Origin of the sequence: Cyanobacterium aponinum PCC 10605 (genome assembly GCF_000317675.1) — a bacterium.
Lineage (GTDB): Bacteria > Cyanobacteriota > Cyanobacteriia > Cyanobacteriales > Cyanobacteriaceae > PCC-10605.
The window spans coordinates 2,131,594-2,148,173 of the sequence record NC_019776.1; the positions used below are offsets into that span (position 1 = coordinate 2,131,594).

Here is a 16,580-nt window from a genome sequence, read left to right on the forward strand (position 1 = left end):
GGGGAGAAGCTAATTAATTTTTCATTCTTCATTATCAATCCTTTATCATCATGGCAACATCCTTCTCTCAATGGTTAAATCAAAAATCATGGCGAAAAACCAGTTTTGCTGTGATTAGTGCTTCGGTTATTGCTAGTACATTAACAGTAATTCTTAAACAAGGGGGAGGATTTGAATATTTTGATTTAGGAACATATGACAAACTTATTAGATTACGTTTAGCTGAAAAAGAAGATAATCGCATACTGACAGTATTAATAACGGAAGACGATATTCAAGCAGAAGGAAAATGGCCGATTAGTGACGCTACTTTAGCTAAAAGCCTCAATAATCTTTCACAACATAATCCCTATGGTATTGGTATTGATTTATATCGTGATTTGCCTGTTGAGCCGGGAGCAGAAAAGTTAAAAAATATTTTTAGTGTTAGTAACAATATTTCTGCGGTTTGTAAGTTAGAATCGCAAAATCAACCTGCGGTGTCTCCTCCTTCAACTATTGCTATGGACTTAGTCGGTTTTGCAGATATAGTGATAGATGGTGATGGAGTAGTAAGGCGTAATTTATTTTATGTTGATCCTCAAGAAAGTAGATGCCCCACTCCTTACTCTCTGGGGTTACAAATGGCATTGAGTTATTTAATGGCGGAGGGAATTGAGCCAGAAATCACCGAAGACGGTTTATTAAAATTAGGTAAAACAACCCTTAAACCCCTTAATCAGACTATTGGAGCTTACCAAAATATTGATGCGAATGGTTATCAAATTATGATTGACTATCGCCGAGGAGATAAGCCCACTCCCACGGTAACTTTAAATGAGGTTTTGCAAGGGAATGTTAGCCCCGAATTAATTACTAACAAAATTATTTTCATGGGTGTTTCTGCACCTAGTTTGAAAGATACTTTTTATACCCCCTTCAGTCGTCAAGGTGAGGATGTGGTGTTAATGCCGGGGGTAACTCTTCATAGTTATATGGCTAGTCAAATTTTAACTTCTGCCATTGACGGGCAACCTTTAATCTGGAGTTGGCAAGAGTGGCAAGAAATTCTCTGGATTTATTTTTGGGGTTTGATAGGTAGTTGTTCTATTCTGTTTCTTTCTCGCCCTTTAGTGATGATTTTAGGGCAAGGTGTTGCCATTGTGATTATTGTTGGTAGTGCCGTTATTATTTCTTTTTGGGGGGGATGGATTCCCATTATTTCTCCTCTATTTGCTTTTTTTGGAGGTGCGATCGCACTTGTTAGTTATAATGCTTATCAGGCAAAACAAGAACAATTAACCATTCAAAAACAAGTAGCAGACCAAGAAAAATCCATCGCTATGCTACAAATGTTATTGGAGAATCGATCGCAAATTACCGATGCTCCTTCAATCATCAACTATGAGCAAGGCTCTTTAATTGTTAATCGCTATGAAATTGTCAAAGCCCTAGGGAAAGGTAGTTTCGGCAGTACCTATTTATCGAGAGACTTACAACGCCCCGGTAAACCCTACTGTGTCGTTAAAAGGTTAACACCCTCTTCAAAAGAGCCAAAATTTTTAAAAATTGTTCAACGTTTGTTCAGAACGGAAGCTAAAATTTTAGAAAAAGTTGGTACTCATGAAAAAATACCTCAACTACTAGCATATATAGAAGAAAATAATGAGTTTTTCTTGATTCAAGAATATATTGAAGGAAAAACCATTATGAGAGAAATAAGAGAAAAAGGAAAATATAGAGAAAAAGATGTTTTAATTCTTATAGAAGAAATCATGTCAATTCTGACTTTTATTCAAGAATATAATTTAATTCACAGAGACATAAAACCCGATAATATTATTCGTCGCAACACCAATAATTCTATTGTTTTGATTGACTTTGGAGCGGTTAAGCAAATATCTCGTAAAAGCGACCAGAAAACCGTTATCATTGGCAATGAAGGCTATGCCGCTCCCGAACAATTAGCAGGACAACCTTGTCTCGGTAGTGATATTTACGCCACGGGAATGTTAGCAATTCACTGCCTAACAGGTAATTTTCCTAATAAACTACCCAGAGACGATAAAACAGGGGAAATTATTTGGAATAGTCAAGAATATGTCAGCCGCCCAACTGCTAGTATAATCAAAAAAATGACTCGTTATCACTTCAGCGATCGCTATCAAAATGCAGAAGAAGTAATGAAAGACTTGCGTAAGTTTAGACAGAAAATAAGAAATAAAGAAACTAATAATTGATAAATTAAGCAATATTATAAGCAAACATAATTATTATTAAATAATAGGTGTAAACAAAAACTAAATTTTGTCAACTTCAATAAATAAGACAAAGCGTCTTTAAACGACAAAAATTCATAAAAACAATAACTTTAATTAACCTTTTAAGAAGATTTTTCGCTAATAATTTTCAATGAGTGTTTCTACCTTTTCCGTTTCTTAAATATTTTCCACATGGACTTTATTCTTTTTCAATTATATTTCTATCTGACTTTAATGAAAAAAGTGTTGAAAAATAAGGAGTTTAGATCTATATAATCGACAAAATTTTTCCTGAAAAAATCATTAAATTTAGGAAAATGTATTTAAAATCAATTTAACCCCAGTTTATGTCAACTATAAACTCTATTCCCTGTTCCCTATTCCCCTTTGCTAACCTTAACCGATAATTTTATATCAAGCTCAGATAATGTTAGGTCTAAAATCTAGTTAATATATCTAACACTAAAGTAAACATTACAAATTTATGATAATAATTTTTGATATTTATTTCCATACTATATTTATGATATATAATCAATATTTTAAAAAGATTTCACAAAAAGAGTATATCCACTAAAATTTATTTTCTATTTTCGTCCACTTTTAACCATAAATATCTTGATTTTGGGATCATGAAAATAGTATGCTTATAATTAGTATTACTATTGACAAATTTTATTGAAGGACAATATTAAAGCTATGATGAGTGAAGCGGACAACTATCCTGAATTAGACAAAAAAACAGATATTGCCGATCATGAAACAAACTCTTCCCCTTCCGAAGAAATAAATAACCAAGAATTAGAAGTTATGGACACAGATTTTGAACAGCAACCAGTTTCTGAAACTGTTGTAAACGATGAAGAAAACGCTGAACCTTCAAAAGCTGATACCACAGAACCACAGACTGAAAATAATGAATTAAATAGTGTTGTTGAATCCTTACAAAAAGAAATAGAATCTCTAAAACAAGAACTAGAACTAAAAGAAGAGCAGGTAAAAAGTGCTACCAGTCAGTTTATGCGCCTGACTGCCGATTTTGATAATTTCCGTCGTCGTACCAGTAGAGAAAAAGAAGAATTAGAATCTCAAGTCAAGAAAAAAATCATTAATGAAATTTTACCAGCCGTAGATAACTTTGAGAGAGCTAGAAGTCAAATTAAACCTGCCAATGAAGGAGAAATGACTATTCATAAAAGTTATCAGGGAGTATATAAAATTTTAGTCGAAGGTTTAAAAAAAGTTGGTGTATCAGCAATGCGTCCAGAAAATCAACCTTTCGATCCAAATTTCCATGAAGCAATGCTCAGAGAACCCACAAATGAATATCCTGAAGGTACTGTCATAGAGCAGTTGGTGAGAGGTTATATGATTGATGACCAAGTATTGCGCTACGCTATGGTAAAAGTAGCTATGCCGGGGGAAAATGAATCTGAAAATACCGATTCAGAATCGGAAACCCCAGAAAATAGTCAAGAATAGTCAAGAAATTGTTTAAATCATCAAAGGTTCTGACTATAATTAAATTACAATAACTCAAATGTAACACCGCCATCACTATTAACTATGGGAAAAGTAATAGGAATAGATCTAGGAACAACCAATAGTTGCGTTGCTGTCTTAGAAGGGGGAAAACCCCTCGTCATCACTAACCAAGAAGGTTCAAGAACGACTCCCAGTATTGTCGGTTTTGGCAAGGGTAGTCAGCGCCTAGTTGGTCAATTAGCCAAAAGACAAGCTGTCACTAATGCTGAAAATACTATCTATAGTATCAAGCGTTTTATTGGCCGTAGATGGGAAGAGACGGAAGAAGAAAGAAATCGAGTGACTTATAAATGCGTCAAAGGAAAAGATAACACCGTTGACGTCGATATTCAGGGGAAGCAATATACTCCTCAGGAAATTTCCTCGATGATTTTGCAAAAGCTAAAAACTGATGCAGAAAGCTTTTTGGGAGAAACGGTGACTCAGGCGGTGATTACAGTTCCAGCTTATTTTAGTGATGCTCAAAGACAAGCAACTAAAGATGCAGGGGTAATTGCGGGTTTGGAGGTAATGAGAATTATTAATGAACCCACGGCGGCGGCGTTAGCTTACGGTTTAGATAAACAAGATGAGGATCAACACGTTTTAGTTTTTGACTTAGGCGGGGGAACATTTGATGTTTCTTTACTACAGTTAGGTAATGGTATCTTTGAGGTTATTTCCACTTCTGGGAATAATCAGCTAGGAGGGGATGATTTTGATGCCATAATTGTTAAATGGTTGATTGAAAAGTTTAAAGAACAGGAAGGAATTGATTTAAGTACGGATAAAATGGCTCTACAACGTTTGAGAGAAGCCGCCGAAAAAGCAAAAATAGAATTGTCTAATTTATCGGAAACATCGATCAATTTACCTTTTATCACGGCAGATGATAATGGACCAAAACATTTAGAATTAGAGTTATCTCGTCCCCAATTGGAAGAATTAATTGCTCCTTTGGTAGAAATGATTATTCCGCCGATGGAACAGGCTTTGAAAGATTCTGAATTGACGAAAGAAGAAGTAAACAGAATTGTATTAGTTGGTGGTTCAACTCGTATTCCTGCTATTTCCAATAAGATAGAAGAATATTTTGGAAAACAAATTCCCATAGATCGATCCGTTAATCCTGATGAGGCGGTAGCGTTGGGGGCGGCAGTACAAGGTGGTGTTTTAGGTGGAGAAGTTAGAAATCTTTTATTGTTGGATGTAACCCCTTTATCTTTGGGATTAGAGACATTAGGAGAGGTATGTACCAAAATCATTGACCGCAATACAACTATTCCCACTAGTCGGACTCAGGTTTTTTCAACAGCCGTGGATGGTCAAACTTCGGTAGAAGTCCATGTTTTACAGGGCGAGCGCCCTATGGCAAAAGATAATAAAAGTTTAGGAAAATTCCTCTTGACTGGAATTCCACCAGCACCGAGGGGAGTTCCCCAAATCGAGGTTTCTTTTGATATTGATGTGGATGGAATTTTAAAGGTTTCGGCAAAAGATAAGGGTACAGGACAAGAAAAAAGTATTCTTATTACAAATACGGGGGCTTTGAGTTCTTCTGAAATTGAGAGTATGAAAGAAGCCGCTCAGAAATATGCGGCTCAGGATCGTCGTCGCCTAGATTTAGTGGAGTTCAAAAAACAATTAGACAGTTTGATGTACAATTACCAGCTCATGGTAGAAAAAACTCCTAATTTAGTGGGGGAAGATTTTAAACAAGAAATACAAACCCTTGAGCGCAGAGCTACTGAGGCGATGGAGAATACAAATATCTCCGTTTCAGAAGTTGAGCTTATGGTTAATGAATTACGAGATAAAGTAGTTAATATTGGTGCGCAGGCTTACAATTCTACAGAAGACGCAACTGTTATGGGGAATGATTCTCCTTCAGCGGAATCGACTGTTTATGAAAGTTTGGAAGATGACGACGACTTTAAGAGTATTGAGGACGAAATTTTGAGCGGTTTAAGTCAAATATCTGAGGATGATAGTGATTTAGACTTTGACTATGATAAAGATGAAACTATTACCGGAGATTATGAAACTGTAGATTAATAAAATAAGTAGGCGGTAAGGTTATTAAATTCAATTCAAAGTAAAGTGCGATCGCACCGAGATAGTTAAAAAATCAAAAAGATGCGATCGCTTTTTCGTATATATGGAGTTAATAATTAATAGACGCCAGCGTTATAACGCTCATCACCTTCATTAAAAACACTAGACTGAGGATTAGCAGTGAAATTATCTAAATTAGCTTGTAATCTTTCCTTTTGGCTTTCACTTAAGCCGGGGATATTTAAAACATCCTCTACTTGCTCATAGGGAGCATTCTGGATAATAATACTAGCTAACTTAGGATAAAAGCCTTTCAACTCACGAAAATCACGAATATCACTGTTATTGATGTCGATTTTTTGACCGAATTCAGTGGTTAACAAATCATCTGCCGCATTGCGACGATTTGTTTCCGCCGCTACCATGCGAGGACTAGCCTGTAGTACGGTGTTAAAATCTAAAGCCTGTACAGGTGCATGAAAAACTCCAGCACAAACAAAAAAAGTAACAGCAATAAAAGTAATAAAGTTACGCCATAATTTCATCAAAATTTTACCTCCAAGAATTGAGATTATTTTAATAATTATCTTATATTTATTGATTTTATTGAACCAGAGAAATTCCCATCTTCAGGGGAAAATACTCCCATATTTACCAAATGGATAGTATTACTAGACTCGGTTGCTATAAGATTCTATCAGTGAAATAACCCTTTAACCCAGAAAATAAGTAAAGATTTGTAAAGAATAACAGAAAAAATGATAATTGGTACAATGAATACAGAAAAATATGAGACAATTTTAACTAGAAATTTTAGTTGAAATATAAACAAAGATAAAATTTATGACATTACAGTTAGGAGATCAAGTTCCTGATTTTACCCAGGCATCTAGCCAAGGAGAAATTTCTTTTTATGATTGGGCTGGAGACAGTTGGGTCGTCTTGTTTTCCCATCCTGCTGACTATACACCAGTTTGCACCACAGAATTAGGCACTGTAGCTAGTTTAAAATCTGAATTTGATAAACGCAACGTCAAAATTTTAGCCTTAAGCGTTGATGGTGTTGAATCTCATCAAGGTTGGATTCAAGATATTAATGAAACTCAAAACACTCAAGTTAACTACCCTATTCTTGCCGATGAAGACCGTAAAGTAGCTGACTTATATGGTATGATTCATCCGAACTCTCTCAATAATCTTACTGTGAGAAGTGTTTTTATCATCGACCCTAACAAAAAATTACGCTTAACTATTACCTATCCTGCTAGTACGGGGCGTAACTTTGATGAAATCTTAAGAGTTATTGATTCTTTACAGTTAACTGACAACCATCAAGTTGCAACACCAGCTAACTGGCAAGATGGTGGAGATTGCGTAGTTGTTCCCTCCATTCCCACTGAAGAAGCGAAACAAAAATTCCCCAAAGGAGTTACAGAAATTAAACCTTATTTGCGCATGACTCCTCAGCCTAACAAATAAATAGTTTAATTTTTCTTTGATCTAATTTGAGGGTGGGCAATGCCCACCTTTCTCTTTTTTATTACTTTATTACTCGCTTTCACCTGTGAGTTTTAGTAAAAGAAAGCCCCAAGCTAAACCAATTAAAACAACAACAAAACAAAGAATTGCTCCGTTAAACAACATACTTTCAGCAGTCATTGATTATTCTCCTAATAAATTTATTGATATATTTTTTGTTGATAGTTTCCTGAAATCAGTTAAAAAACTATTCTAATATAATTCATTAATCCCATGATAAAGGGTTTTGTGATGGATTCCAAGATTTTTCTAATGGGAAATAAATTTGCAAAAAAAATAAGATGAACCATTGCTCATCTTAAAAACCTATAAAGAATCTTTATCAAATCAAGTTCCGAATAAAGTATCCATTAGTACTAGGATATTAGGGGAATATTAGTTGGGGGTTAGGAGTTTTTAATTATTAACTATTCATCATTCACCTTTGCCCCTTGCCCTTTGACGTGAAACAGGGATTTAATTAAGGTGCTAAGGCGTTACCTCTTAAAAGGCTACCAATGGTTTTAGCAGTAATTTTCATTTGTACCAATGGATTACTGGGGACAACGGTTTTGTAGAGATAGCTATCAAAGGTAATTTTTTGTACATCAATGTCAGCACACATTTCCACAAAAGCCTCACGAGTTGCATCACTACGGTAAAAGACTCTCTGTAAAATGTCTAATACTAGGTAGGTAGCACCATATTTTTTATCCCAACGTTTGATATAGGTTTTGAGATCGGCTTCAGAAGGCACTTTTTGACCGTTATTACTAGCTTCCACAATCATTTCTGCACACATTCTGCCAGATTTAGCGGCGAAGTAAATACCTTCCCCAGAAGATTTGGTAACAGTTCCAGCCGCATCGCCCACAAGGGCAACTCTACCCACTACACGACGGGGACGAGGATGTTCAGGAATGGGGTGGGCTTCCACTTTGATGATTTCTCCCCCTTCAAGGCGTTTAGCGGCACGTTTACGAATACCCGCTTGTAAATCCTTGATAATGGCTTTATTAACTTTCATTGTACCCGTACCAACGGCAACGTGGTCATATTTAGGGAATACCCACGCATAAAAGTCTGGAGAGACATCATTACCAACATACATTTCTGCAAGATCTTCATAGTATGCCATTTTATCTTCAGGCAATCTAATTCTTTCTTGGAATGCGATCGCATAGTTGTAATCTCCAGCATCGATGGCTTTTGCAATACGAGAGTTAGCACCATCCGCACCAACGACTAAATCCACTTTTAATGTTTTCATTTCCCCTTGGGCCGTACCATTGGAGTGATCTGCATAATGAAGCACATAAGGGTCACGGTCGTTAGAAGGAATATCTAATTGATATACTGTTCCATTAATTAAATTTGCCCCTAATTTAGCGGCGCGATCGCGCATAAAACCATCTAAAACTTCCCGACGACACATCCCGATATATTCATCATCTTTGAGGGTTTGTCCAATATTCACCTCAATATTAGAAGGGGAAATCATCTTCATTTTGCGCACACGGCGATCAATAATTTCGGGGGGTAAATCAAATTCGCTAACCATACAAAGAGGAATTGCCCCTCCACAAGGTTTAGCGTTGTCTAACTTTCTTTCAAATAGATAAGTTTCAATACCAGCCTTCGCCAACACTTCTGCGGTAGAAGAACCTGCAGGACCTCCGCCAACTACTGCAACCCTAATTGTCACGATTTATCTCCTAAAAATTAATGTTGTTAAAAATATCTTATTTGATTATAAATGGCTTATGTTTAGGAATTTAAGCTAAAACGGTCACACCGATAAATTTTTCCCTGTTTTTGCAACAGTCTTTAACATTTTTCTTAATATTTCTTAATATTAATTGACAATGTATAGGCATATATCCATTGTAGCTATTCTTTTTCATTTATAAAGCGTTGATTAATCACAAAAGAGATTTATCGGTAAAATAGACTTCTTGGAGAAGTGAGGAAACAGGGAACAATGATAAAGATTGGTTGTAAATTCCACTAATTCTATCTTAAATTCTTATTTTGCAAGAGGTCTAACAACCTCTGTTGGGCATAAAAGTATTAGGACAAGAGAAACTGTTAAGTAGTAAGTAGTTTTAATTACTTTGTAATTGCCTTTGCCTCTTTTCCTTTGCCTCTTTCCCACCTAAACTAAAAATCATATCTAAAACTCAGAAACGCCAATTTTTGTATTATCATGAAAGCATTAATTCTATCTGGTGGAAAAGGGACTCGTTTAAGACCCCTCACTTATACGGGAGCAAAGCAACTTGTACCGGTGGCAAATAAACCGATTCTTTGGTATGGTATCGAAGCGATTGTGAGAGCGGGAATTACGGATATAGGTATAATTATCAGCCCTGAAACAGGGGAAGAAATACAGAAAAAAACTGGTGATGGTAGCAGATTTGGAGCAAAAATAACTTATATTCATCAAGATAGCCCTGACGGTTTAGCCCATGCAGTAAAAATCGCTCAGCCTTTTTTGACGGATTCCCCTTTTGTTATGTACTTGGGAGACAACTTAATTGCAGAGGATTTAGATTTATATTTACAAGATTTTAAGGAAAAACAATTAGATGCTTTAATTTTACTTAGAAAAGTATCTAATCCTACGGCTTTTGGAGTAGCAAAAATTAATGAAAAAGGGGAGGTTTTAGAATTAATAGAAAAGCCAAAAAATCCTCCCTCTAATTTAGCGTTGGTGGGCATTTATTTTTTCTCTTCTGCAATTCATGAAGTGATTAATCATCTAAAACCTTCTGCTAGGGGAGAGTTGGAAATAACAGATGCCATTCAATCTTTAATTGAAAATAAAAAACCTGTTTCAGCTCAAGAATTAAAAAATTGGTGGTTAGATACGGGAAAAAAAGATGATTTATTAGAGGCTAACCGTATTATTTTGGATACTAATTTAACAGCAGATTATAAATATGAAATTACAGATAATAGTCAAATTATTGGCAGAGTTAAAATAGGAAAAAACACAACAATTATTAACTCAACTATTAGGGGTCCTGTGATTATTGGAGATAATTGTCATCTGGAAAACTGTTTTATCGGTCCTTATTCGAGTATTGCTGACAATGTTCACTTAAGTGAGATTGATCTTGAGCATAGTGTAATTTTAAAATCGGCGGAAGTAAAAGGTATTGAGCAAAGAATAGTTGATAGTGTGATTGGGCAAAGAGCAAAAATACATTTTGTGCCGAAACGCCCTAAAGCCTTAAGTTTTATGATTGGTGATGACTCACAAATTGAGTTAACTTAGTCTATAAAAATGAATAATTAACCTCAGTTCGGTTTAAGAATATCTGATAAGGTTAGGTGTCAGGTTGCAGGTGTTAGAGTGATGAGAGGATGAGAGAGAGAAGTAGGGGCTTGGGGTTTTGGGGTATAACCTCAGTTCGGGTTAAGACAATTTTATTATTATTTCTAAGAAGAAGCTATAAGGTTTTCTGACCACAGGATAATGCTTTCAGCTTATCCAAAACTCAGGTTAATTAATAATTAGGGATTGATGAAAAAGTGGTGTCGCCGAGGATAAGCAATTTCGCATCTGGAAAGAGGCAACAGTTCAAATTCCTTACTCTCTCACCATAATTATATTTTTATGGTGTAACACCATTTGGGCAATTAACGGGCAAATTGCTATTTTCTGGACGTTGTGTAACGGTTACTAACCAACCATTTTTGTTCCACCATTGACGACGAGGATTAGGCTCTAGCCAAAAGTCCAAACTTTCAGGTTTGCCGTCTTTAAGAATCAATTGGGGGTATTGGGGATAGTCAGAGTCTTTAGTTTCGTCATAGTTTTTATTAAAGAAATTCATACAGACTTTTAAACCATCCTCAACTGTAATCATTTCTTCTTCCGCACCTGTAACTGTTTCATCATCATAGATAATAAAGCCATCGTAAGTATTGTCTTTGAGAGAGCCTTCTGTTACGTTAACAGTGAAATCATAAATAACAGGTTCTGCACAAACAGAGTTTAGGGGTATTATTGATAGGCTAAGGGTTATAAAAATTTGTTGATAAATATATCTTTTGTTTATTTTTTGTTTCATCAGACTATTTTTTGAGAGATTTTAGTATTTTTAAGTAATATTGTAGGTTCTTCAGAGTGTGGTTATGATAAATTAATAAAAAATAACTTCCATAACCTTTATTGAATAGTGTTTATAGTAAAATAAAAATTAAAAGTTTATAAATTATTAATTGTTTAATAATCCCCTATTGCCTATTGCCTCTTGCCTCTTGCCTACCAAACACTAATAATTTACACGACGAGAAGTGATAGAGCCATATTGTATTTTTAAAATTAATTAAAATTCAAATAACCTTCAATTAAAAAATCAGCATCTATTTGACGAATAGAAGTGTTTTTTAGAGCCAAAGCATTATTCATGTTATCTATTTTCATGTCTCCAATGGGAGAAAAAAGACCCTTTCCACCGATAATTTTGGGAGCAATGAAACAGTATATTTTTTGAATATTACCAGATGCGATCGCATCTTTTGCCAAATTTCCGCCACATTCCCATAAAACAGAATTACATCCCCTTTTGGCTAAATTTTCCATAACCATAGTCGTGTTAAGATTCGCTATTTCCACAATTTCCACCCCCTGAGACAGTAAACTATCTTTTAAAGAAGAATCAGGCTGAGGAGTGGTAAAAACAACAGTTTTAGCCGTATCTTGTTGCCATAATTGAGCAGAAGTAGGTAAATCAAAAGAAGCAGTTATCACCACCCGCAGAGGATTATGAGACGTTAAACCGTGAGTAGTAAGCAAAGGATTGTCTCGTCGTAAGGTATTACCTCCAATAATTACAGCTGATGATATACTTCTCAACTCATGAACAAAATGTCGTGCCGACTTTCCTGTAATCCATTGACTATGCCCCGTATCCGTCGCTATTTTCCCATCTAATGTCATAGCATACTTAAAAACCCCAAAAGGCAATCCTGTTTTAACACGATGAATAAAAGCCTCATTCAAACGCAAACAAGCATCTTCTGCTACCCCAATTTTTACTTCTATGCCTGATTCGGCTAATCGTTTTATTCCCCTGCCAGAAACCCTCTCATCAGGGTCAATCATTCCTACTACAACCCTCTTTACTCCCGCCCCAATTAAAGCCTCAGTGCAAGGGGGAGTTTTACCATAATGGTTACAAGGTTCTAAATTAACATAAACCGTAGCATTCTTCGCCCTTTCTCCTGCTTGTTTTAGGGCATAAACTTCCGCATGGGGTAATCCTGCTTGAGGATGATACCCTTCTCCGACAATCTCTCCATTTTTGACAATGACTGCTCCCACTAATGGATTAGGAGATGTTTTTCCCTCTGCTTGTTTAGCCAGTTGGATACACCGATTCATCATTAAGAGATCTATATCTGTCATTTGAAAAATTATAGTTAAGTTTTATCAAGATACAAATGTACAGTCAATATTAATCAAAAAATATTAGGAAAATAATAAATAGTCATTAGAGTATTCTAAAAAATCCTTTCCCTTTTACTCCTTGCTTTTTACTTTTTTGTCCGTTGAGCTAAATTATCTTCTTCTTTCTTGCAATTTTTTGTAAACATCCCGTAAGTTAACCTTATGGTAAGCTAAAGCAACAAGGGTATGATAAAATAGATCAGCAACTTCAGCGACAATTTCATCGGGGTCATTATCTTTACAAGCCATAACAACCTCGGCACTTTCTTCGCCAATCTTTTTGAGAATTTTGTTATCTCCCCCTTCGTACAATTTACAGGTGTAAGAACCTTCAACGGGGTGTTCTTTGCGATCGCATATTATTTTAAACAATTCTGTTAAAGTATCCGCAGATGGGGCAGACTTGGAATGATCAATTTGATGAAAACAACTTCTTTCTCCTGTATGACAGGCAACATCACCAACCTGCTCAATGGTAAGTAAAAGGGCATCACTATCACAATCGTAACGGATTGTTTTCACTTTTTGAATATGCCCAGAAGTAGCTCCTTTGTGCCATAATTCTTGACGAGAACGACTCCAATACCATGCTTCTCCTGTCTCAAGGGTTTTACGTAGAGATTCCTTATTCATCCACGCCATCATTAACACTGTACCATCAAGATAATCTTGGGTAATAGCTGGTACTAATCCTTGCTCATTATATTGAATTTTATCCACAGGGATTGATTGACTGAGGGGAATTGAAGGATTAATAGACATTTGAGGATTACTGGTAACTATTAAATATGATTGGGTCTTTATCATCATATCAGTATTGGGCAACAAATTTCCCTTTTTTGATTACATTTTCTGTTCGATAAATGAAGTTAATGTTATACTTATACATTGCACCTTTAAGCGTTTGTGATGACCATTAGACCCCGAAAACAGTTTGGACAACACTGGTTAAAAAGTCAAAAAGCCTTAGATACAATAATTTTTTCTGCTGAGTTAAATAAAAGTAATCCCCAAACTGGTACTCAGGGCGATCGCATTTTAGAAATAGGACCGGGTACAGGGGTTTTAACAAAAAGATTATTACCCTTAGTTGACAAATTATTGGCAGTGGAAATTGATCGGGATTTATGTAAAAAATTAGTAAATGACTATGGAAAAACAGATAATTTTCTCTTGTTAGAAGGAGATTTTTTAGAGTTAAATTTACCAGAAATTTTACAACCTTTTCCTGATTTTTTAGCTTACAACAAAGTGGTTGCGAATATACCTTATAATATCACAGGTCCTATTATCGAAAAACTTTTAGGCACTATTAGTAAACCTGCAGAAAAACAATTAGATGCGATCGTTTTATTAATTCAGAAAGAAGTAGGGGAAAGACTTACAGCAGAGCCGAATAATAAAGTTTATGGGGCGCTAACCCTAAAAGTGCAATATTTAGCAGACTGTGAAATAGTTTGTACTGTTCCAGCTAGGGACTTTTATCCTCCGCCAAAAGTTGATTCTGTAGTAGTAAAAATAACGCCTCGAAATCTAGTTAATCCTGCTAAAAATCCAGCTTTTTTAGACAGTTTAATTAAATTAGGTTTTTCTAGTAGAAGAAAGATGCTGAAAAATAATTTAAAATCTTTAATTTCTCCTGAAAAATTAAATGACACTTTAGAAAAACTTAATCTCAATCCTCACGCTCGTGCAGAAAATTTAAGTCTTGAAGAATGGATAAATTTAAGTAATTATCTAACCTCAGTTGGGTTTAAGAATATCTGATAAGGTTAGGTGTCAGGTTGCAGGTTACAGGTGGTAGTGGATGGGGGGATGAGGTGATGAGGGGAAAGGGGGAAGTAGGGGCGAATGGCCATTCGCCCGTACAGGTATTCGTGGTTTTTCATTCTTAATTCTTAATTTTTAATTCTTAATTCTTAACTATTTAACGTCAGTTCGAGTTAAGGGAATTTTATCGTTATTTCTAAGAAGAAGCTATAAGGTTTTCTGACTAGGAGAAAATAATGCTTTCAGCTTATCCAAAACTCAGGTAATTGTTATAAGTTAATATGGTTCTTCTATAGTGGTTATGATAAATTAAGAGAAACAGGACTTCCATAACCTTTATTGAATAGTATTTATAGTAAAACAAAAACTAAAAGTTTATAAATTATTATTTAATAATCCCCTATTGCCTCTTGCCTACCCTAACTAATAATTTACACGACGAGAAGTGATAGAGCCGTTAATATTTATTATTTTTATTCTTTAACCGTCAAACCTGCCACCTACCACCTGACACCTTTTCCTAACCAATAATTTACACGACGAGCAGTAAGAGAGCCATATTTTTTTTAAATAACCTCACCGAGGATAATTTGTCATGAAAGTTAATTTTTGGCATAAATTCTTCTCAAGAAAGACATATCAACATTACCAAAATTAACACTAAAAGCTACATGGACTTTTTCCAAACTTCTAACTAGCCACCCTGCACCTTCTCTGGTGAAAGACTCGTAGTGATTGAATAAGATAGAGAATCTTTTTTCTAAGTATGGTTTAACTTTACTGCAAACTAAGACTAACTTTAACATTAAGCCAATGGTTTTTGTTGTTCCCATATTACTAATCATATCCATAAATACCAAATGATTTGGATTTTGGGGACTTTCGACAATAAGATAATTAAAAACCTGACTATAAGTACGCATTTTTAGAAATTCATCGGGTTTGGTTTGATTATATTTGGGGTATAAATCCTGCATTTTGTCATAAAGTCTTTTATTGAAGCTATGTTTGCCATACTTGCCATCTACGGATTGTATTATGTACTCATATAAATCATCTTTGAATAATTGATAATTACGCACATCACTAGTATGGGTTAAAAAACTACGGGATAAATCCTGATAGGAATAGCCATTTTCCACAGGTCCTACATAATGTTTCAAACTTCTTCCTAAATCACGATCACTTAATAGGGTAGGATTAGTAACAGGTTTAATAATTCTTTCTCTTTCCTGTTGTGCCATTTTTTCTCTACCTGCCTGTGCTACCCTTATTTGATAAGTAACAAATTGAGATAATTCCGTTTCAAATTTTTTCTCTAACTGATTTTTGACTTGATAAACAGTTTGTTGTTGTTCAGAACTACTATCAACACTTAATAAACAATGATCATACAAATAAGGATAACGAGTGATTAGGTTTCCCACTGTTTCTTGTTTCGGCTTTGTGGGAATGAGGTTATTTTTTCGCCCTTGATTCTCGCCAATAATAACTGCGAGACGTTGAATTTGTTTATAGTAATCAGTGGTTAAAAAATGTCTAACCAACTGCACCATACGACTAGAATAAGATTTACCAATACCTACTCCAGAAGGAAGATAGTTAAACAGCTCAACCAACTCAACGATAAAAGGTTGGGTTTTCGGGTTCAACTGCCACATATTGATGAGAATATGGCAACAACGATTTAACACGGAAGGGAAGTTTAATTCTGCCCGTTTGGTGGCAATTAATTTGGCTAAAACTTCTAATACTTTCTGATCGTCGTAATTTCTTGCCTGAATGAATAAATGTCTAAATCTATCCAACACCTGCTGAGGTGATTTGGTCTTAACACACTCTAGCAAATGATCATAGAGATATTGTTCATCTCCTATGATATTGTTGTATTGGCGTTTTGATAAAGAGTTGATATTCACGGCAGTTCATGATGTGATATATTTTTGTTTAATTATTGTTGAAGAATTTTGCGTAAGGATGTTTTCACCTCTAACTAAAATTCTAATATAAAT

Annotated in this window: 13 protein-coding genes; 6 read left to right on the plus strand and 7 right to left on the minus strand. The window is 35.2% G+C overall.

Annotated features, from left to right (window positions below; translation table 11 throughout):
• The first annotated feature begins 50 nt into the window (after positions 1 to 50).
• The 3 genes from CYAN10605_RS08880 (at position 51) to dnaK (ending at position 5,819) form a co-directional block, all read left to right on the plus strand.
• A complete protein-coding gene (locus CYAN10605_RS08880) occupies positions 51 to 2,219 on the plus strand; it encodes a CHASE2 domain-containing serine/threonine-protein kinase (RefSeq protein ID WP_015219608.1) in 2,169 nt (722 codons plus the stop codon).
• A 720-nt stretch (positions 2,220 to 2,939) separates the two neighbouring features.
• Complete coding sequence (gene grpE / locus CYAN10605_RS08885) at positions 2,940 to 3,722, plus strand: nucleotide exchange factor GrpE (RefSeq protein ID WP_015219609.1); 783 nt, start codon at positions 2,940 to 2,942, stop codon at positions 3,720 to 3,722.
• 84 nt (positions 3,723 to 3,806) lie between these two features.
• Positions 3,807 to 5,819 (plus strand): molecular chaperone DnaK, encoded by a 2,013-nt coding sequence (dnaK, locus tag CYAN10605_RS08890; RefSeq protein WP_015219610.1) that lies wholly within the window; start codon positions 3,807 to 3,809, stop codon positions 5,817 to 5,819.
• A 116-nt stretch (positions 5,820 to 5,935) separates the two neighbouring features.
• On the opposite strand, the gene psbU is transcribed toward dnaK, so the two are convergent.
• Positions 5,936 to 6,364: a photosystem II complex extrinsic protein PsbU gene (psbU, locus tag CYAN10605_RS08895; RefSeq protein WP_015219611.1), complete on the minus strand. Its 429-nt coding sequence runs from the start codon at positions 6,362 to 6,364 to the stop codon at positions 5,936 to 5,938.
• Positions 6,365 to 6,662: 298 nt separating this feature from the next.
• Between psbU and CYAN10605_RS08900 the strand changes: the two genes are divergently transcribed.
• The gene (locus CYAN10605_RS08900; RefSeq protein WP_015219612.1) at positions 6,663 to 7,298 is read left to right on the plus strand and encodes a peroxiredoxin; all 636 of its coding nucleotides are present in this window, start codon (positions 6,663 to 6,665) and stop codon (positions 7,296 to 7,298) included.
• A gap of 69 nt (positions 7,299 to 7,367) precedes the next feature.
• Here the strand turns inward: CYAN10605_RS08900 and petM are convergent, their stop codons facing one another.
• The gene (petM, locus tag CYAN10605_RS08905; protein WP_015219613.1) at positions 7,368 to 7,478 is read right to left on the minus strand and encodes a cytochrome b6-f complex subunit PetM; all 111 of its coding nucleotides are present in this window, start codon (positions 7,476 to 7,478) and stop codon (positions 7,368 to 7,370) included.
• 340 nt (positions 7,479 to 7,818) lie between these two features.
• Entirely contained in the window at positions 7,819 to 9,042 is a 1,224-nt protein-coding gene (gene chlP, locus CYAN10605_RS08910; RefSeq protein ID WP_015219614.1) for a geranylgeranyl reductase, read from the minus strand.
• Positions 9,043 to 9,543: 501 nt separating this feature from the next.
• Between chlP and CYAN10605_RS08915 the strand changes: the two genes are divergently transcribed.
• Entirely contained in the window at positions 9,544 to 10,617 is a 1,074-nt protein-coding gene (locus CYAN10605_RS08915; protein ID WP_015219615.1) for a glucose-1-phosphate thymidylyltransferase, read from the plus strand.
• 340 nt (positions 10,618 to 10,957) lie between these two features.
• Here the strand turns inward: CYAN10605_RS08915 and CYAN10605_RS08920 are convergent, their stop codons facing one another.
• The 3 genes from CYAN10605_RS08920 to hisIE all read right to left on the minus strand — a co-directional run bounded on the left by CYAN10605_RS08920 (position 10,958) and on the right by hisIE (position 13,560).
• Positions 10,958 to 11,416: a hypothetical protein gene (locus CYAN10605_RS08920; protein WP_015219616.1), complete on the minus strand. Its 459-nt coding sequence runs from the start codon at positions 11,414 to 11,416 to the stop codon at positions 10,958 to 10,960.
• 254 nt (positions 11,417 to 11,670) lie between these two features.
• On the minus strand, positions 11,671 to 12,756 hold the full coding sequence (ribD, locus tag CYAN10605_RS08925) for a bifunctional diaminohydroxyphosphoribosylaminopyrimidine deaminase/5-amino-6-(5-phosphoribosylamino)uracil reductase RibD (RefSeq protein ID WP_015219617.1): 1,086 nt from the start codon (positions 12,754 to 12,756) through the stop codon (positions 11,671 to 11,673).
• Positions 12,757 to 12,909: 153 nt separating this feature from the next.
• Positions 12,910 to 13,560 (minus strand): bifunctional phosphoribosyl-AMP cyclohydrolase/phosphoribosyl-ATP diphosphatase HisIE, encoded by a 651-nt coding sequence (gene hisIE / locus CYAN10605_RS08930; RefSeq protein ID WP_041922768.1) that lies wholly within the window; start codon positions 13,558 to 13,560, stop codon positions 12,910 to 12,912.
• A 147-nt stretch (positions 13,561 to 13,707) separates the two neighbouring features.
• On the opposite strand from hisIE, the gene rsmA reads away from it, so the two are divergent.
• On the plus strand, positions 13,708 to 14,565 hold the full coding sequence (rsmA, locus tag CYAN10605_RS08935; RefSeq protein ID WP_015219619.1) for a 16S rRNA (adenine(1518)-N(6)/adenine(1519)-N(6))-dimethyltransferase RsmA: 858 nt from the start codon (positions 13,708 to 13,710) through the stop codon (positions 14,563 to 14,565).
• A gap of 605 nt (positions 14,566 to 15,170) precedes the next feature.
• On the opposite strand, the gene CYAN10605_RS08940 is transcribed toward rsmA, so the two are convergent.
• Positions 15,171 to 16,487 (minus strand): Sll1247 family protein, encoded by a 1,317-nt coding sequence (locus CYAN10605_RS08940; protein ID WP_015219620.1) that lies wholly within the window; start codon positions 16,485 to 16,487, stop codon positions 15,171 to 15,173.
• Positions 16,488 to 16,580 lie beyond the last annotated feature (93 nt).

Coding starts and splice junctions, on each gene's coding strand:
- CYAN10605_RS08880 (WP_015219608.1), top strand. CDS start 51: ATGGCAACATCCTTCTCTCAATGGTTAAATCAAAAATCATGGCGAAAA.
- hisIE (WP_041922768.1), bottom strand. CDS start 13,560: ATGTCTATTAATCCTTCAATTCCCCTCAGTCAATCAATCCCTGTGGAT.
- psbU (WP_015219611.1), bottom strand. CDS start 6,364: ATGAAATTATGGCGTAACTTTATTACTTTTATTGCTGTTACTTTTTTT.
- dnaK (WP_015219610.1), top strand. CDS start 3,807: ATGGGAAAAGTAATAGGAATAGATCTAGGAACAACCAATAGTTGCGTT.
- ribD (WP_015219617.1), bottom strand. CDS start 12,756: ATGACAGATATAGATCTCTTAATGATGAATCGGTGTATCCAACTGGCT.
- CYAN10605_RS08920 (WP_015219616.1), bottom strand. CDS start 11,416: ATGAAACAAAAAATAAACAAAAGATATATTTATCAACAAATTTTTATA.
- rsmA (WP_015219619.1), top strand. CDS start 13,708: ATGACCATTAGACCCCGAAAACAGTTTGGACAACACTGGTTAAAAAGT.
- grpE (WP_015219609.1), top strand. CDS start 2,940: ATGATGAGTGAAGCGGACAACTATCCTGAATTAGACAAAAAAACAGAT.
- petM (WP_015219613.1), bottom strand. CDS start 7,478: ATGACTGCTGAAAGTATGTTGTTTAACGGAGCAATTCTTTGTTTTGTT.
- CYAN10605_RS08900 (WP_015219612.1), top strand. CDS start 6,663: ATGACATTACAGTTAGGAGATCAAGTTCCTGATTTTACCCAGGCATCT.
- CYAN10605_RS08915 (WP_015219615.1), top strand. CDS start 9,544: ATGAAAGCATTAATTCTATCTGGTGGAAAAGGGACTCGTTTAAGACCC.